Source organism: Streptomyces sp. NPDC017520 (genome assembly GCF_044329855.1).
Lineage (GTDB): Bacteria > Actinomycetota > Actinomycetes > Streptomycetales > Streptomycetaceae > Streptomyces.
The window spans coordinates 478976-493245 of the sequence record NZ_JBIRKB010000003.1 but is presented as its reverse complement, the minus strand read 5'-3'; the positions used below and the strand labels follow the sequence as shown (position 1 = coordinate 493245).

The 14270-nt window shown below is 73.2% G+C and carries 13 protein-coding genes; 6 read left to right on the top strand and 7 right to left on the bottom strand.

Annotation, left to right across the window (positions count from 1 at the left end):
* Positions 1-148: 148 nt before the first annotated feature.
* Together ACH4KB_RS10095 and ACH4KB_RS10090 are read right to left on the bottom strand one after the other, a co-directional pair.
* Positions 149-2566 (bottom strand): PQQ-binding-like beta-propeller repeat protein, encoded by a 2418-nt coding sequence (locus ACH4KB_RS10095; RefSeq protein WP_398065632.1) that lies wholly within the window; start codon positions 2564-2566, stop codon positions 149-151.
* Between the two features lie 373 nt (positions 2567-2939).
* Positions 2940-3749 carry a VOC family protein gene (locus ACH4KB_RS10090; protein ID WP_398065445.1) on the bottom strand — a complete coding sequence of 270 codons (810 nt, stop codon included), beginning with the start codon at positions 3747-3749 and terminating at the stop codon, positions 2940-2942.
* A 376-nt stretch (positions 3750-4125) separates the two neighbouring features.
* On the opposite strand from ACH4KB_RS10090, the gene ACH4KB_RS10085 reads away from it, so the two are divergent.
* Positions 4126-4773, top strand: coding sequence for a TetR/AcrR family transcriptional regulator (locus tag ACH4KB_RS10085; protein WP_026290968.1), 648 nt, complete (start codon positions 4126-4128; stop codon positions 4771-4773).
* A gap of 290 nt (positions 4774-5063) precedes the next feature.
* Here ACH4KB_RS10085 and ACH4KB_RS10080 read toward each other — a convergent pair whose 3' ends face one another.
* Together ACH4KB_RS10080 and ACH4KB_RS10075 are read right to left on the bottom strand one after the other, a co-directional pair.
* Positions 5064-5549: a nitroreductase family deazaflavin-dependent oxidoreductase gene (locus tag ACH4KB_RS10080; protein WP_398065442.1), complete on the bottom strand. Its 486-nt coding sequence runs from the start codon at positions 5547-5549 to the stop codon at positions 5064-5066.
* Entirely contained in the window at positions 5546-6757 is a 1212-nt protein-coding gene (locus ACH4KB_RS10075) for an acyl-CoA dehydrogenase family protein (RefSeq protein ID WP_398065440.1), read from the bottom strand. Before ACH4KB_RS10075 ends, ACH4KB_RS10080 begins: the two co-directional genes overlap by 4 nt.
* A gap of 202 nt (positions 6758-6959) precedes the next feature.
* Here ACH4KB_RS10075 and ACH4KB_RS10070 point away from each other — a divergent pair, with 202 nt between their 5' ends.
* The gene (locus ACH4KB_RS10070) at positions 6960-8147 is read left to right on the top strand and encodes a thiolase C-terminal domain-containing protein (protein WP_398065438.1); all 1188 of its coding nucleotides are present in this window, start codon (positions 6960-6962) and stop codon (positions 8145-8147) included.
* Between the two features lie 28 nt (positions 8148-8175).
* Here the strand turns inward: ACH4KB_RS10070 and ACH4KB_RS10065 are convergent, their stop codons facing one another.
* Both ACH4KB_RS10065 and ACH4KB_RS10060 read right to left on the bottom strand, forming a co-directional pair.
* Positions 8176-8580 (bottom strand): type II toxin-antitoxin system VapC family toxin, encoded by a 405-nt coding sequence (locus ACH4KB_RS10065; RefSeq protein ID WP_398065436.1) that lies wholly within the window; start codon positions 8578-8580, stop codon positions 8176-8178.
* Positions 8573-8851, bottom strand: a complete 279-nt coding sequence (locus ACH4KB_RS10060) for a type II toxin-antitoxin system Phd/YefM family antitoxin (protein WP_398065434.1) — start codon at positions 8849-8851, stop codon at positions 8573-8575. Before ACH4KB_RS10060 ends, ACH4KB_RS10065 begins: the two co-directional genes overlap by 8 nt.
* A gap of 69 nt (positions 8852-8920) precedes the next feature.
* On the opposite strand from ACH4KB_RS10060, the gene ACH4KB_RS10055 reads away from it, so the two are divergent.
* The 3 genes from ACH4KB_RS10055 to ACH4KB_RS10045 all read left to right on the top strand — a co-directional run bounded on the left by ACH4KB_RS10055 (position 8921) and on the right by ACH4KB_RS10045 (position 11345).
* Complete coding sequence (locus tag ACH4KB_RS10055; RefSeq protein ID WP_398065432.1) at positions 8921-9616, top strand: pyridoxal 5'-phosphate synthase; 696 nt, start codon at positions 8921-8923, stop codon at positions 9614-9616.
* A 189-nt stretch (positions 9617-9805) separates the two neighbouring features.
* Positions 9806-10714, top strand: coding sequence for a zinc metalloprotease HtpX (gene htpX, locus ACH4KB_RS10050; protein WP_398065431.1), 909 nt, complete (start codon positions 9806-9808; stop codon positions 10712-10714).
* 28 nt (positions 10715-10742) lie between these two features.
* Positions 10743-11345 (top strand): hypothetical protein, encoded by a 603-nt coding sequence (locus ACH4KB_RS10045; RefSeq protein WP_398065429.1) that lies wholly within the window; start codon positions 10743-10745, stop codon positions 11343-11345.
* A 31-nt stretch (positions 11346-11376) separates the two neighbouring features.
* On the opposite strand, the gene ACH4KB_RS10040 is transcribed toward ACH4KB_RS10045, so the two are convergent.
* Positions 11377-12594 (bottom strand): cytochrome P450, encoded by a 1218-nt coding sequence (locus tag ACH4KB_RS10040; RefSeq protein WP_398065427.1) that lies wholly within the window; start codon positions 12592-12594, stop codon positions 11377-11379.
* A gap of 398 nt (positions 12595-12992) precedes the next feature.
* Between ACH4KB_RS10040 and ACH4KB_RS10035 the strand changes: the two genes are divergently transcribed.
* Positions 12993-14246 carry a cytochrome P450 gene (locus ACH4KB_RS10035; RefSeq protein ID WP_398065425.1) on the top strand — a complete coding sequence of 418 codons (1254 nt, stop codon included), beginning with the start codon at positions 12993-12995 and terminating at the stop codon, positions 14244-14246.
* The last annotated feature ends 24 nt before the right edge of the window (positions 14247-14270 follow it).

Sequence of the window (14270 nt, the reverse complement as noted above, 5' to 3'; positions counted from 1 at the left end):
CCCGTCCGGCGATTGAGGACATCTTTCAAGCCCGTCCGGCGTTTGAGGACGTCCTTCAAGCCCGTCCGGCGATTGAGGACGTCCTTCAAGCCCGTCCGGCGATTGAGGACGTCCTTGAGCCCGTCCGGCGTTGAGGACAGAACCGGGCTCAGCTCCGGGCCCTGTTCCCCGTGCCCGTGCCCTTCAGCGCGTCCAGCGCGTACACGCAGCGGTCCTTGCTGCACGCGTAGACCACGCCCGCCTGCGCCACGGGCGAGCCCGTGATCTCGCCGCCCGTCGCGAGCTTCCAGCGCAGCTGGCCGCCCGCCGCGTCCAGGGTGTAGAGCACGTGGTCCGCCGAGCCGAAGTGGACCCGGCCGTCCGCCACCACCGGGGCGCCCACCACGTCGCCGCCCGCCGCGAAGCGCCACTTCGGGGTGCCGGTGACCGCGTCCAGGGTGTACAGCGCGCTGCCGCTGCCGACGTGCACGTTGCCCACCGCGACCAGCACCGGTTCGATGGAGGAACGGGCCTCCGTGGCGATCCGCCAGCGGTCCTTGCCGGTCGTCGCGTCCAGCGCGTACACCGTGCCGAGGTAGTCCGCGAGGTACACCCCGCCGCCGGTCACCGCCGGCCCCGGGGCGAACGCGGGCGGGGAGAGGAAGACCGCGGGGGCCTCGAAGTGCCAGCGCACCCGGCCGGAGCCGGTCTCCACCGCCAGCACCCGGGTGCCCGCCGCGAGGTAGACGTAGCCGTCGGGGGCCGGGGTGACCCGGACCGGGACGCCGCCGCAGGAGGCCGAGTCGCCGATCGGGTACGACCAGCGCTCGATGCCCGTACGGGCGTCCAGCGCGCGCAGCCGGGCGTCCTGCCAGACGTACACCGTGCCGTCGTGGATGACCGGACCGGCCTCCGCCGTCTCGAAGTCGCTCTGCTCACCGGTGACTTCCCACAGCTTCTCGCCGTTGGACGCCTCCCAGCCCTGGACGCCGCCGCCCCGGGTGGCGGTCAGGACCGTGCCCCGGTCGGCCTTGAGGGCGTACACCCAGGCGTCGGTCGCCAGCCGCCACTGCTCGGCCCCGGTCGTGGCGTCCAGCGCGTACAGCGACGGGCCGTCCGAGGCGTGGATCCTGCCGCCCTCGACGGCCATCGCCCAGGCCACGTCACGGGTCTTGAACTGGCGCCGGCCGTTGCCCACGTCCAGCGCGTGGACCTCGAAGGACGTCACGTACAGCAGGTCGCCGGAGACGACGGGCGTGCCCCACACGTCGTTGGACATGCGGAAGCGCCAGGGCCGCCAGCGGTCGGGGACGGGCGCCGCGCCGTCCGGGGCTGCCGACGGGGCCGGGACGGGTGCGGGGGCCGTGACCGCCGACGAACCGTTCACTCCGGCGGGCGGCCGGACCCACCCGGTCGCGGCGGCCGGGTGCGCGGCGGCGGCCCCGCGCCCCTCCCCCGCACGCGGGCCGGGGCCGATCGGCACCTTGGCGCCGGGCAGCTGGACGGGCCCGCCGCCGGGACCGGCGGAAGCGGCCCCGGACGGGCCGGACGCGCCGGACAGGGGCGAGGGCGACGACAGCGGGGAGGGCGAGCGCAGGTCCGCCCCGCTGCGCCAGGCGGTGTCCCGCCCCGGCGCCCTGGGGGGCTGCCGCGGGGGCGGCGGAGGCACGGCAGGGGCGGGCGGCGCGGTGCGCCCGCCGCCCCTGCGCCGCTCGATCATCGCGGTGGCCGGGGACGGCAGCCAGGCCGAGGCCGTGCCGCTGTCGTCGCTGCCGGAGGCGAAGAGGTGCGGGGCGAGCTGGGCCTGGAGGTCGGCGGGGCTCGGCCGCTGGGTGGCGTCCATCTGCATGCAGGACTCGATCAGCGGCCGCAGGTCCTCGGGCAGCCCCTCGGTGTCGGGGCCCTCGCGGAGCAGCATGAACACCGTCTCGACCGGGTTGGCCCCGTGGAAGGGGGCGTGCCCGGTGGCGGCGAAGACGAGCGTGGAGCCCAGCGAGAAGATGTCGCTGGCCCCGGTGACGCTGCGGGAGTCCCGGGCCTGCTCGGGCGACATGTACGCGGGCGTGCCGACGGCGACGTTCGTCATGGTCAGCCGGGTGTTGGAGACGCCGGAGGCGATGCCGAAGTCGATCACCCGGGGGCCGTCCTCGACGACGAGGACGTTGGACGGCTTCAGGTCGCGGTGGACGAGGCCCGCGCCGTGGATGGACTGGAGGGCCTCGGCGATGCCGGCGGCCAGCCAGCGCACCGCCTGGGTCGGCATGGGACCGCACTCGTTCACTATCTCTTCGAGCGAGGGCGCGGGCACATAGGCGGTGGCGAGCCAGGGCACGGCGGCACGCGGATCGGCGTCGACCACGGCGGCGGTGTAGAACCCGCTGACCGCGCGGGCGGCCTCGACCTCGCGGGTGAAGCGGACCCGGAAGAGCTGGTCCTCGGCGAGTTCCGTCCGCACCGTCTTGATCGCCACCCGCCGGCCGGACGCCGACCGCGCGAGATAGACCAGCCCCATGCCGCCGGCCCCGAGCCGTCCCAGCACCTCGAACGGGCCGATCCGTCTCGGGTCGTGCTGCGTCAGCTGCTCCACCACTTGCCTGCCACCTCCCCGTAAACGGACCTCGGCGACGAAGTCCGCGCATTACCGCCCGGTCGAATCCCGCACTGCGCGCAGCTCGCCCTGTGCAGGGTCTCACCACTGGGCATCACCTGGCGGTACGCACCCCGATTCTTCCTGGCCCGGGCCTCTGTTGCGAACCCGGGGGCGGATGGGGGTGTCGCATGTCACTTCGGGCGGTATCCCCCCACACCGGGGCGCGGGGAGGGGCGGAGGGCGCGCAAGCCAAGGTCACGAAGGTGGGGACGCCAGGGTCGCGAAGGTGGGGAGGCCGGGGTCGCGAGGGTGCGGTAGCGGCCGTTACGAGGGTGCGGAAGCCGGGGCTGCGCAGGCGCCGAAGCCGGGGTTACGGACGCGGCTCGCCGGGCTCCAGCACGGCGAACGCGGCCCCCTGGTCGTCGTGCAGCACGGCCATCCGCCCGGAGGGAATGTCGAAGGGCGGCTGGGCCACCCGGCCACCGAGCTGTACGGCGAGTTCGGCGGCGGCGTCGCAGTCGGCGACGGCGAAGTAGACGAGGAAGTAGCTCGGCATCTCGGCCGGGAACGCGTCCGTGATGACGCTGCGGCCGCCGACAGCGGTGTCCGGGCCCGGTTCGGCGCCCTCGGGGGACCACATCCGGAAGTCGACCAGCGCCTCGGAGTCGCCGGAGATGTCGTGGCCCGCCTCGTCCAGGTCGGTGCCGTGGAAGCCGAAGACCTTCTCGTAGAAGGGGTCCACCTTGTCCGGCTGCCGGGTGTAGACCTCGGTCCAGCAGAAGGAGGCGGGATCGTTCTGCTTCTCGAAGCCGGCGCGCTCCTCCGGCTGCCAGAGCCCGAAAACGGCGCCCCCGGGGTCGGCCGCCTGCGCCACGATGCCGGCGCGCCCCGCCCGTACGGGGTCGGTGATGATCTGGCCGCCGTGCTCGCGGATCGCGGCGACGGTGGCCCGGATGTCATCGGTGGCGAAGTAGACGCCCCAGGCCGTGGGCATCCGGCCGTCCTTCTTGGCGGCGAGGGCGGCGACGAGGCGGCCGTCGCTGAGCGCGTCCGCGAAGGGCATGCCGTCGCCGGCCCGGAAGGTCCAGCCGAAGAGCCCGCCGTAGAAGCGCTTGCCCGCTTCGAGGTCGGAGAGCTGCACGTCCGCCCAGCACGGCGCGGAATGCGCGAATGCGGCCATGGGACCGGGTCCTTCCGTAGCAGTGACGCCCGTCACAGTCAACGTAACGTCGCGCCCGGTCTCGCGCGCCCCGGACGCACCTGAAGAGAACCTTTGACCGATTGATGAAGAGCGCGCTCACCATGTGGACGAAAGTTGTCCACCGAAGTTGTCCACAGGCTGTTGATAACATTTACTCCAGCCGTGACCCCTTCGGCCCTGACTTCACCCTGGCCTCACCCTGGCCTCACCCTGGCCATGCTCCGGGCTCCGGCGCCTTTCGCGCGGCGGCCGAAAACCGCCGCCCGGCGCCCCGGCGCACCCCTCCGAACCTGCGGCGTTCCCCATTTGCAGTCGGCCGAATCGCGCTCCCATCACCCCTCGGTAAGCTGACGGCATGACAGGACAAGTACGTACCGTCGACGGCCGCGTGGCCGGTCGACGCGGTCAGGCGACGCGGCAGAAGCTGCTCGACTGCCTCAGCGAGATGCTCAGCTCCTCGCCGTACCGGGACGTCAAAGTCATCGACGTCGCCCGGAAGGCCGGGACTTCACCCGCGACTTTCTACCAGTACTTCCCCGACGTGGAGGGCGCCGTCCTCGAAATCGCCGAGGAGGTCGCCAAGGAGGGCGCCGGACTGACCGAACTGGTCGCCGGACGCTCCTGGGTCGGCAAGGCCGGCTGGACCACCGCCGAACAACTCGTCGAGGGATTCCTCGACTTCTGGCGGCACAACGACGCGATCCTCCGCGTGATCGACCTCGGAGCGGCCGAGGGGGACAAGCGGTTCTACAAGATCCGTATGAAGATCCTGAACTCGGTCACCAACTCCCTCACGGATTCCGTGAAGGAGCTCCAGAGCAAGGGCAAAGTCGACAAGGACGTCAGTCCGGCGGCGATGGCGGGCTCCCTGGTGGCGATGCTGGCCGCGGTCGCCTCGCACCAGAAGGGCTTCACCACCTGGGGTGTGAAGCAGGCTGAACTGCGGCCCAATCTGGCCCTGTTGGTGCACCTCGGCATCACGGGCAAGAAGCCGACGAAGTAAGCGGTCCGGGGCGTGGGAGGCCCACCGGCCCCGGACGCCCCTCACGACCGGGCGGGCACCCGCTCGCCCGGACGCCCCACGTCCTGTCTCACCGACGGCGGACCACCCACGCGCCCCTGCGGGTGGTCCGCCGTCGGCGTTCCCGGAGGAGAGGCCGCGCCGGGGGCCGCCCCGCCCCGTTCCCGGAGGAAGGGCCGCGCCGGAGACCGCCCCGACCCGTTCCCCCAGGCCTGCCGGAGACCGCCCCGCCCGCCGCTACCGCCCCGCCCGCCTCTACCGCCCGCCCGCCTCTACCGCCGCTCCAGCCGGAAGAGCCGGATCTGCCGCTCCAGCCGCCGCTGGTACGCCGCGTACGGCGGCCAGAACGCGAGTGCGGCCTCCCACACCCGCTCCCGCTCCTCGCCCTCCAGCAGGCTCGCGCGCACCGGGATGTCCCGGCCGCGCCAGTTGACGACGGCCTCGCCGCCGCGGGCCAGCAGATTCGCGGTCCAGGCCGGGTGACCCGTACGGCCGAAGTTGCTGCCGACCAGGATCCAGCTGCCCTCCACCTCGCCCTCCGGCATGCAGGCCAGCGGCGTGGTCCTCGGCCGCCCCGTGCGCGCCCCCGGCACCGTGAGGACGAGCCCCGGCAGCATCCGGGCGCTGAGCAGCACCTTTCCCCGGGTGAGCCGGTGCACGGCCCGGTCCAGGGCGGGGACGACGTACGGGGCGATCCGCCCGAAGGCGCGGGTCGAGGAGACCTTCTGGACCAGACGCACACCGCGGGGGGCGGTCATCGGACGCCCGCCCCGGGTGCCGCGGCGAGCGGCACCCGATCGGGCCCGAAGAGTCCGGCCCGCCGCGCCGCGTGGTCGCGCAGCCGGTGGACCGGGCCGAAGAGCAGTTCGTCGCCCGCCGCCCGCTTCAGATACCGGTGCGCCGCGTGCTCCCAGGTGAAGCCGATGCCGCCGTGCAGCTGGACGGCCTCACCGGTGGTGATCCGGGCCGTCTCCAGGGCCTGGGCGAGCGCGAGGGGTCCGGCCTCCGGGTCCCGGGCGGCGTGGTACGCGGCGGAGCGGGCCGCCTCGACGCGTACGTACAGGTCGGCGAGGCGGTGTTTGACGGCCTGGAACGAACCGACGGCCCTGCCGAACTGTTCGCGCGCCTTCACGTACTCCACGGTGCGCTCCAGGGCGCTCGCCGCCGTCCCGACCGCCTCGGCCGCGAGGATCGCGGCGGCCGTGCGTCCGGCGGCGGCGAGCGCGGCGGCCGCGTCGGCGGTGTCGTCCGCGCCGAGGAGCTCGGCCGGGGTGTCGCGCAGCTCGACGCGGGCCAGGGGGCGGGTCTCGTCGAGCGCGGTGAGCCGGGTGCGTGCCAGCCCCGCCGCTCCGGAGTCCACCAGGAACAGGAGCGTACGGCTGCGCGGGTAGCCCCCGGCGTGGGCGGCGACCAGGAGCACCCCCGCACTGTGCCCGTCCAGGACCCGGTCGGCCTCCCCGTAGAGCCGCCGGCCGCCACCCTGCCCGGGCCCGCGGGCCTGGATGCCGCCCGCCCGGCCGCCGCCCGCCCAGGCCCCGTCGGCGTTGTCGCCGGTGAGACCGAGGGCGGTGGCGAGCGAACCGCCGGGGACGGCGAGGGCGGCGGTCAGGGTGCCGCCGGCGATCCGGGGCAGCAGGGCGGCCAGCTGGCCCGGGGTGCCGAGGGCGGCGATCAGGGGTGCGGCGAGGGCGGCGGTGGCGATCAGCGGTGTGGGCAGCAGTGCGCGCCCGGTCTCCTCGCAGGCGAGGGCCAGCTCGGTGGCCGTGCACCCGGCCCCGCCGTACTCCTCCGCGACGGCGAGCCCCGGCAGCCCGAGGTCCCCGGCGAGCCTGCGCCACAGGACCGGGTCGTAGCCCTCGGCGGTGCGCACGGCGGCGGGGATGGCTTCGGGGCCGGCGCTCCGGGCGAGCAGTTCGCGCAGGGTGCGGCGGATCTCGTGCTGTTCCGCGGTGAGGGCGGCGTCCATCTGCGGGCTCCTTCCACCCAGGGGCCGACAACCAGCCCCGAAGCTGACGAGGCGTCATATTAGGTGTGGGGCCCGGGAATTCCCAGGGTCTCGCACGCACCCGGGCGCCGGAAGCCGTCGCGCGCGAACGGTTGCGGCGAAGGTGCGGCGAAGGTGTGGCGAGGTTGCGGCAACCACCGCCATCTGATGTACCGTCAGATTCATGGCCACTGTTTCCTCGCCTCCCGCTCGCCCGCGCAAGGTCGCCGTCGTCGGCGTGGCGCTCGCGGACTGCGGCCGGGTCGACGACGCCACTCCGTACGCCTTGCACGCCCAGGCCGCCCGCCGCGCGCTCGCCGACTCCGGCCTGGACCGCTCGGTCGTCGACGGCTTCGCCTCGGCCGGGCTCGGGACGCTCGCCCCGGTGGAGGTCGCCGAGTACCTGGGGCTGCGGCCCACCTGGGTCGACTCCACGGCGGTGGGCGGCGCCACCTGGGAGGTGATGGCCGCCCACGCGGCAGACGCCATCGCCGCGGGCCGGGCCCGTGCCGTGCTCCTGGTGTACGGGTCGACGGCCCGCGCCGACATCAAGGCGGGCCGCCGCACGTCGAACCTGTCGTTCGGTGCGCGGGGGCCGGCGCAGTTCGAAGTGCCGTACGGGCACTCGCTGATCGCCAAGTACGCGATGGCCGCCCGCCGCCATATGCACGAGTACGGCACGACGCTGGAACAGCTCGCCGAGGTGGCGGTGACGGCACGGGCGAACGCGGCGGCGAACCCGGAGGCGATGTTCCGGGACCCGATCACGGTCGACGACGTCCTCTCCGGCCCGATGATCGCGGACCCGTTCACCAAACTGCACTGCTGCATCCGCAGCGACGGGGGCTGCGCGGTGCTGCTGGCCGCCGAGGAGTACGTACCCGACACGGCGAAAAGGCCCGTCTGGATCCTGGGGGCCGGGGAGCACGTCTCGCACTCCTCGATGTCCGAGTGGGAGGACTTCACGGTCTCGCCCGCCGCAGTCTCCGGCCGCCTGGCCTTCGAACGGGCCGGGGTGCGGCCCGCCGACGTCGACCTGGCCGAGATCTACGACGCGTTCACGTACATGACGCTGGTGACCCTGGAGGACCTGGGCTTCTGCGCGAAGGGCGAGGGCGGCGCGTTCGTCGGGAAGGGCCGCACCGGACTGCGCGGCGAGCTACCGGTGAACACGGACGGCGGCGGCCTGTCCGCCTGCCACCCCGGGATGCGGGGGCTGTTCCTGCTGGTGGAGGCGGTACGGCAACTGCGCGGCGAGGCCGGCGAACGCCAGGTGCGCAAGGGCGGGGGCCGCCTCCCGGAGCTGGCGGTGGCCTCGGGGACGGGCGGCTGGTTCTGCTCGTCGGGGACGGTGGTGCTGGGGCGGGGGTGAGCGGGCGGGCCCGGCCACCCCGCCCGCTTCACAGCCCGACGACAGTGAGCGCGCTCTCCAGCCCTTTGAAGTCATCGGCGTTCCGCGTGTATAGCGGCAGATCCCGGACCGACGCGATGGACGCGATCATCAGGTCGAGGCGTCGCGGCCGAGGATCGCGACCGGCCGCGAGAACGAGCGCGACCAGGGTCCCGTAGCGCGCGGCGGCGTCCGCGTCGAAAGGGAGCGGCTCGAAGTCGGCCACCGCCGCCCCCAACTTCTCCATCCGGGCGGCCCGGACCAACGGCTCCTTGGCCACGGCCACTCCCTGTTGGAGTTCGGCCAGCGAGACTGCGGTGAGGACGGGCAGTACGGGCAGCCGCTCCGGCTCCAGCACGTCGAGATCGATGTACGTACAGGTGTCGAGCACTCCTGTGCGGTGCCGCTCAGCCACCGTTGCGCTCCCGAAGATCATCGTCGCCCACCCGGTCCTCGGCGCCGAAGAACTCGTCCGCCTCGTGACGCAGCAGCGCGCCGTCCACCCGGGGCAGGCGCCGGTGCCGGGCCGTGAGCTCCTCGGCACTGAGCTGCCTCTTGCGGCTGAGGGGGCGCAGTTCGGCGACCTCTATGCCGTTCCGGGTGATGTGGAACGTCTCGCCACCCTCGACCGCGTCCATGACCTCGGCGGACTTGTTACGGAACTCCCGCTGCGTGATGGTCTTCATTCCCCCAATGTAGCCTCACGTGTCTCTTGGTGCTACAGCATGGACGGGTCCGTAGGGTCCAATAGCCCCATGACCGACGACACCACCGCCCTGCACTTCTCCCCCGGCCCCCTCGCCTTCCGCGACCTCCTGCACGCCCAGCGTGTCTGGGACACCGAGCTGCCGTCCTTCGACCCCGAGTCAGCCCCGTCCGCCCCGGCCCCTCTCTTCCACGCCTGGTTCGCCGAGGCCTTCGCGGCGGGGCAGCCGGAGCCGCACGCGATGTCGCTGGCCACCGCCGACGCCGAGGGCCTCCCCGACGTACGCACGCTGCTCCTCCACGACGCCGACGAGCGCGGCTTCCACTTCGCCACCCACGCGACCAGCGCCAAGGGCCACCAGCTCGCCGCCCGCCCGCACGCCGCCCTCGGCTTCTACTGGCCCGCGCAAGGTCGGCAGGTACGGGTCCGGGGCCCGGTGGTCCGCTGCACGCCCGCCGAGAGCCACGCCGACCTGCACGCGCGGTCCACGGGGGCGCTCGCCGCCGCGCTGACCGGGTCGCAGAGCGAGGTCGTGGGCTCCGTGGCGGAGCTGCACCGGGCGGCGGACGCGGCCTGGGACCGGGCGCGGGCGGAACCGGAGACGGAGGCTCCGACCTGGACCCGGTACGTGGTCGAGCCGGCCGAGGTCGAGTTCTTCCAGGGCGACGCCCGGCGCCGTCACATCCGGCTGCGCTACCGGCGCCCGGAGGCCGGCGGCTGGACGCGCGAGCTGCTCTGGCCCTGACCGGTGCGGATCCGGCCCCGACCGGTACGGACAGCGACCGGTACGGACAGCGACCGGCGCGGGCAGCAGCGACCGGTGCGGGCAGCGATCTACGCGGGCAGCGATCTGCGCGGGCACCGCTTTACCCGGTTCTGACCCTAAAGGGGCACTATGGGAGTCAGGTGAGAGGTGAGCCGTTGGGAGGCACCGATGCCACGAGCCCGTTCGCGCTACGCCCCCGACCGGGGCCTGACCGGTCGCATGGTCACCACCATGTTCCTGATCGGTCTGCTCTACGTCGTCTTCGTGGGCGTGCTCCTCGCGGCCCTCCAGGGCTCCTGGCCGATCATCCTGATCATCACGGGCGGCCTGTTCATCGCCCAGTTCTGGTTCAGCGACCGCATCGCCGCGTACGGCATGGGGGCCCGCGAGGTCACCCCCGAGCAGGCCCCCGAACTGCACGGCACCATCGACCGGATCTGCGCGCTGGCGGACATGCCGAAGCCCAAGGTGGCCATCGCCGAGAGCGACGTACCGAACGCGTTCGCCACGGGCCGGAGCGAGCAGACGGCCCTGGTCTGCGCGACGACGGGCCTGCTGCGCAGACTGGAGCCCGAGGAACTGGAGGGCGTCCTCGCCCACGAGATGTCGCACGTCGCGCACCGGGACGTGGCCGTCATGACGATCGCCTCGTTCCTCGGGGTACTGGCGGGCATCATCACCCGTATCGCCCTGTGGGGCGGCTTCGCCCGCAGCAGGCCCGGCAACGACCCGGCGGGCATCCTGCTCCTGCTGATCCCGCTGATCAGCGCCGTCGTCTACGCGATCAGCTTCCTGCTGACCCGGCTGCTCTCCCGCTACCGCGAGCTGTCCGCCGACCGGGCCGCCGCCCTGCTCACCGGCCGGCCCTCCGCGCTCGCCTCCGCCCTGACGAAGGTCAGCGGGCAGATGGCCCGCATCCCGACGGAGGACCTGCGGAAGGCAGAGCCGTACAACGCGTTCTACTTCGTGCCGGCGTTCTCCGCGAAGGAGAGCCTGGGCCGGCTGTTCTCGTCCCACCCGACGCTGGAGCAGCGCCTGGACCAGCTGTCCCGCATCTCCGCCGACCTGTCCCGCTGAACCGTCCAGCGTTGAAGGAGTTACGCCCGTGGGCCTGCTCGACGCGATCCTCGGCCGGAGCAAACCGGTCCGCCCCGACCTCGACCAGCTCTTCGCCGTCCCCTCCGCCGCCCTCACCCTCCAGGCCGCCGTCGGCTTCGCACCGACCGGCCTGGGCTCGGTGTGCTTCGCGGGCGTGGAGGGCGGTGGCTTCGCCCGGCTCCAGGAGGACGTACGCGAACTTCTGGACGCGGACACGGAGCGCGGCGGCATCCCGGTGGAGTTCAGCCGGGACGCGTACGGCTACACCTGGCTGCTCGCCCGCCACCCGGCCGACGACTCGGCCGCTCTGGTCAACGACCTGCACGCGGTGAACACCCTGCTCCAGGACGGCGGATTCGGCCCGCATCTGCTCTGCTCGCTGATCGGTTTCCGGGACGCGGAGGGCGCGGAGAGCGCGGAGAGCCGGTCGCTGGCGCTGGTCTACCTCTACAAACGCGGCACGTTCTACCCGTTCGCCCCGCTCCCCGGCGGTGCCGAGAAGCGGGACAACCAGCTGGAACTCCAGGTGCGGGGCGTCCTCGGGGACGACCTCCGGGTGGAGAAGGACCTGTCCCGGTGGTTCCCGGTGTGGGGCGCACCGGGGCTGTGAGAGCCCGCGTCGGCACTCCGGCGCACCACCCTCACCACCGGACCGGCACCTTCCGTTCTCCGCGCACGAGCAGCCCCGAGATCCGGCCACCGTCGGCCCCGTCCGGGGCGAGCGTCGGGCAGCGGTCGAGCAGGGTGCGGAAGACGATGCGTCCTTCGAGGCGGGCCAGTGGTGCGCCCAGGCAGTGGTGGACGCCGTGGCCGAACGCCAGATGCCCCCGGTCCCCGGTGGCGGTGCGGCGGATGTCGAAGCTGTCCGGGGCGGTGGTCCGGGCGGGGTCCCGGCCGGCGTCGGCCAGGGCGATCAGGACCACGGCACCCGCCGGGACGAGCCGGCCGCCGATCTCCACCGGCTCGACGGCCACCCGGGGCGGCGCGGTCTCCACCGGGGCGTCATAGCGCAGCATCTCTTCCACCGCCCCCTCCACGAGGCCGTCCAGGTCGTCTCGGAGCAGGGCGAACTGCTCGGGGTGAGCAAAGAGGGCGCGGACGCCTTTGCAGAGGAAGTTCACCGTGGACTCGTGCCCTGCCAGGAGCAGCAGGAGAGCCATCGAGAGCAGTTCGTCCTCGCTCATCCGGTCCCCGCCCTCGTCGACCGTATGGATCAGGTCGCTGAGCAGGTCGTCCCCGGGTGCCTCGCGCTTGGCGGCGATCAGCCCGCCGAGATACGGCACCGCCTCCGTCTGCGCGGCCCGCGCCGCCTCCGCACCGGTGGGCGCGGTGATCTCGTCGGACCACCGTCTGAAGGCGTCCCGGTCCAGCTCCGGAATGCCGAGCAGCTCGCAGATGACGGTGATCCGCAGCGGGTAGGCGAGCGCGTCCACCAGGTCGGCCCGACGGTTCTCGGCGGCGAGCATGCCGTCCACCAGCCCGTCGGTGACTTCCTGGATGCGCGGGGCGAGAGCGGCGACGCGGCGCGGGGTGAACGCGCGGGCGGCCAGCCGCCGCAGCCGGGTGTGGTCCGGCGGGTCGCTCAGCAGCATGTGGGCGTTGCCGGGGCCGTCCGTGGCGGGCGGTGCGTCGAGACCGGTGGCCAGATGGCCGTTGCGCCGCCAGTCCCGGCTGAGCCGGGGGTCGATGAGCGCTTCCCGGCAGGCGTCATGGCCGACGACGAGCCAGAACCGCTCATCGCCGCCCCCGCGGATCTCGTGGACGGGCCCTCTGGCCCGCAGCACGGCGTAGGCGGGGTAAGGATCGGTTGCGAAGGCGGGATCGAGGTCGAGCAGATCGACCGCGGACTGGTCCGTCACAGCAGCTCCCCCGATGAGGCGTGGCAGCGAACCGCGGGTCGCCGGGTCGATGGGTTCGTGGGTCCGCGGGTCCCGGCGGTTCGTCCGGTCACCCTAGCCCGCCAAGCTTCCTGCCGTAACGGCGAGTTGCCGGAGTTTCTCCCGTAACTCTGTTTATACGTAACCGCTTTGGGCTAGATCTCTACCGCTGACGACGGTGGCCACACCGTCGATGTTCCCCATGTATGAGGAGGTGTCTGATGGCTAAGCGCATTCTGTACAAGGCTGCGAGCAAGTTCGGCTTCACGACCAAGGGAGCCGCCGGGGCCTACCCCTGGATCCCGTAGCACGTCAGGCCCGATGACGGCCCGGCCCCGCCTGTCGGGGCCGGGCCGTCCTCCGATCCAGGGGTGTCACCGTTGACCGAACAGACCACGCCCCGGCCGCCTGTCCGTACGGGCGCGACGCAGGCCGGGCTGATGGAGCGTTACGAGAAGGACCGCCTCGGCCATCTCCTGGCCTCGGTCGAGCGGCACGGGCCGGTGGTGGAGCTGACCGGGGGCACGGTCCTGGTGAACGACCCGGCCGCCGTCCACGACGTACTCCGCCGCACCAACACCGACTTCCTCGTCACGGGCAACATCCGGCGCGACGAGGTCAGCGGCGAACGCGGCGATCCGGCCACCGACGCGTGGATGCGGGGCCGGCGTGCCACCCAGAAGGGCATGTCACCGCCGGCGCTGGAGGCGCACCGGGCCTGGCTGGAGGAAGAGACCGGCCGGCTGTGCGACCGCTGGGGGACCCGTTCCTCGGTCGTCGATCCCGTCGCCGAGCTGGAGCAGCTGTCCGCCCGCTCGTTCGCCCGGTTCTGCTTCGGCACCCGCGACGCCGGGGCCGCCGCCCGGCGTACCGGCGACCTGCTGAACTCGCTCACCCCGCTGATCAGCAGCCCCTTCCACTTCCCACCTGCCGTGCGCCGCTTCCTGCCCCGCTACCGCCGGTCGGTCAGCGCGCAGAAGAAGCTTGAGGAGGAGCTGCGCCGGGTGCTCGACGGGCCGGGCGAGGGTGGGCTCGTCGCGGCACTGGCCGCCGCCGGGCTGGACGGCGAGGCGACGGTCCGCATGCTCGTCTCCAACGGCCTCGCCTCCTACCGGGTCCCGGCCGCCGCCGTCACCTGGGCGCTGGTGGCGCTGGCCCGTGAGCCGGACGTGGCCGAGGAGTGCGCAGCCGCCGTGGACCCGGGCGGCGGCGACACCACGCCGGACATCCTGCGCTGGACGATCGCCGAGTCACTGCGCCTGTGGCCGCCCAACTGGCTGATCCTGCGCACGGCCAACGGTGAGCAGACCTGCGGCGGCTGGCGCCTCCCGGCGGGCGCGGCGGTCATGATCTCGCCGTACGTCATGCACCGCACCGCGCCCGTCTTCACCGACCCGTCGGCGTTCCGCCCGCACCGCTGGGAGTCGCTCCAGCCGGCCGCCGGGGAGTACCTCCCGTACGGGATCGGCAGCCGCTGGTGCGTCGGCAAGGCGCTGGCGGATCTGGAGCTGGCGACCGTCCTGTCCACGCTCGTGGCCCGGTTCCGCTTCACCGTGAAGCACATGGACCCGCTCCCGGACGTACGGACGACGCTGCTCCCGGCCCGCCTCACCCTGGGGCTGCGGCCCCGCTGAGGCGCGGCGCAAACCGGCCTCAGC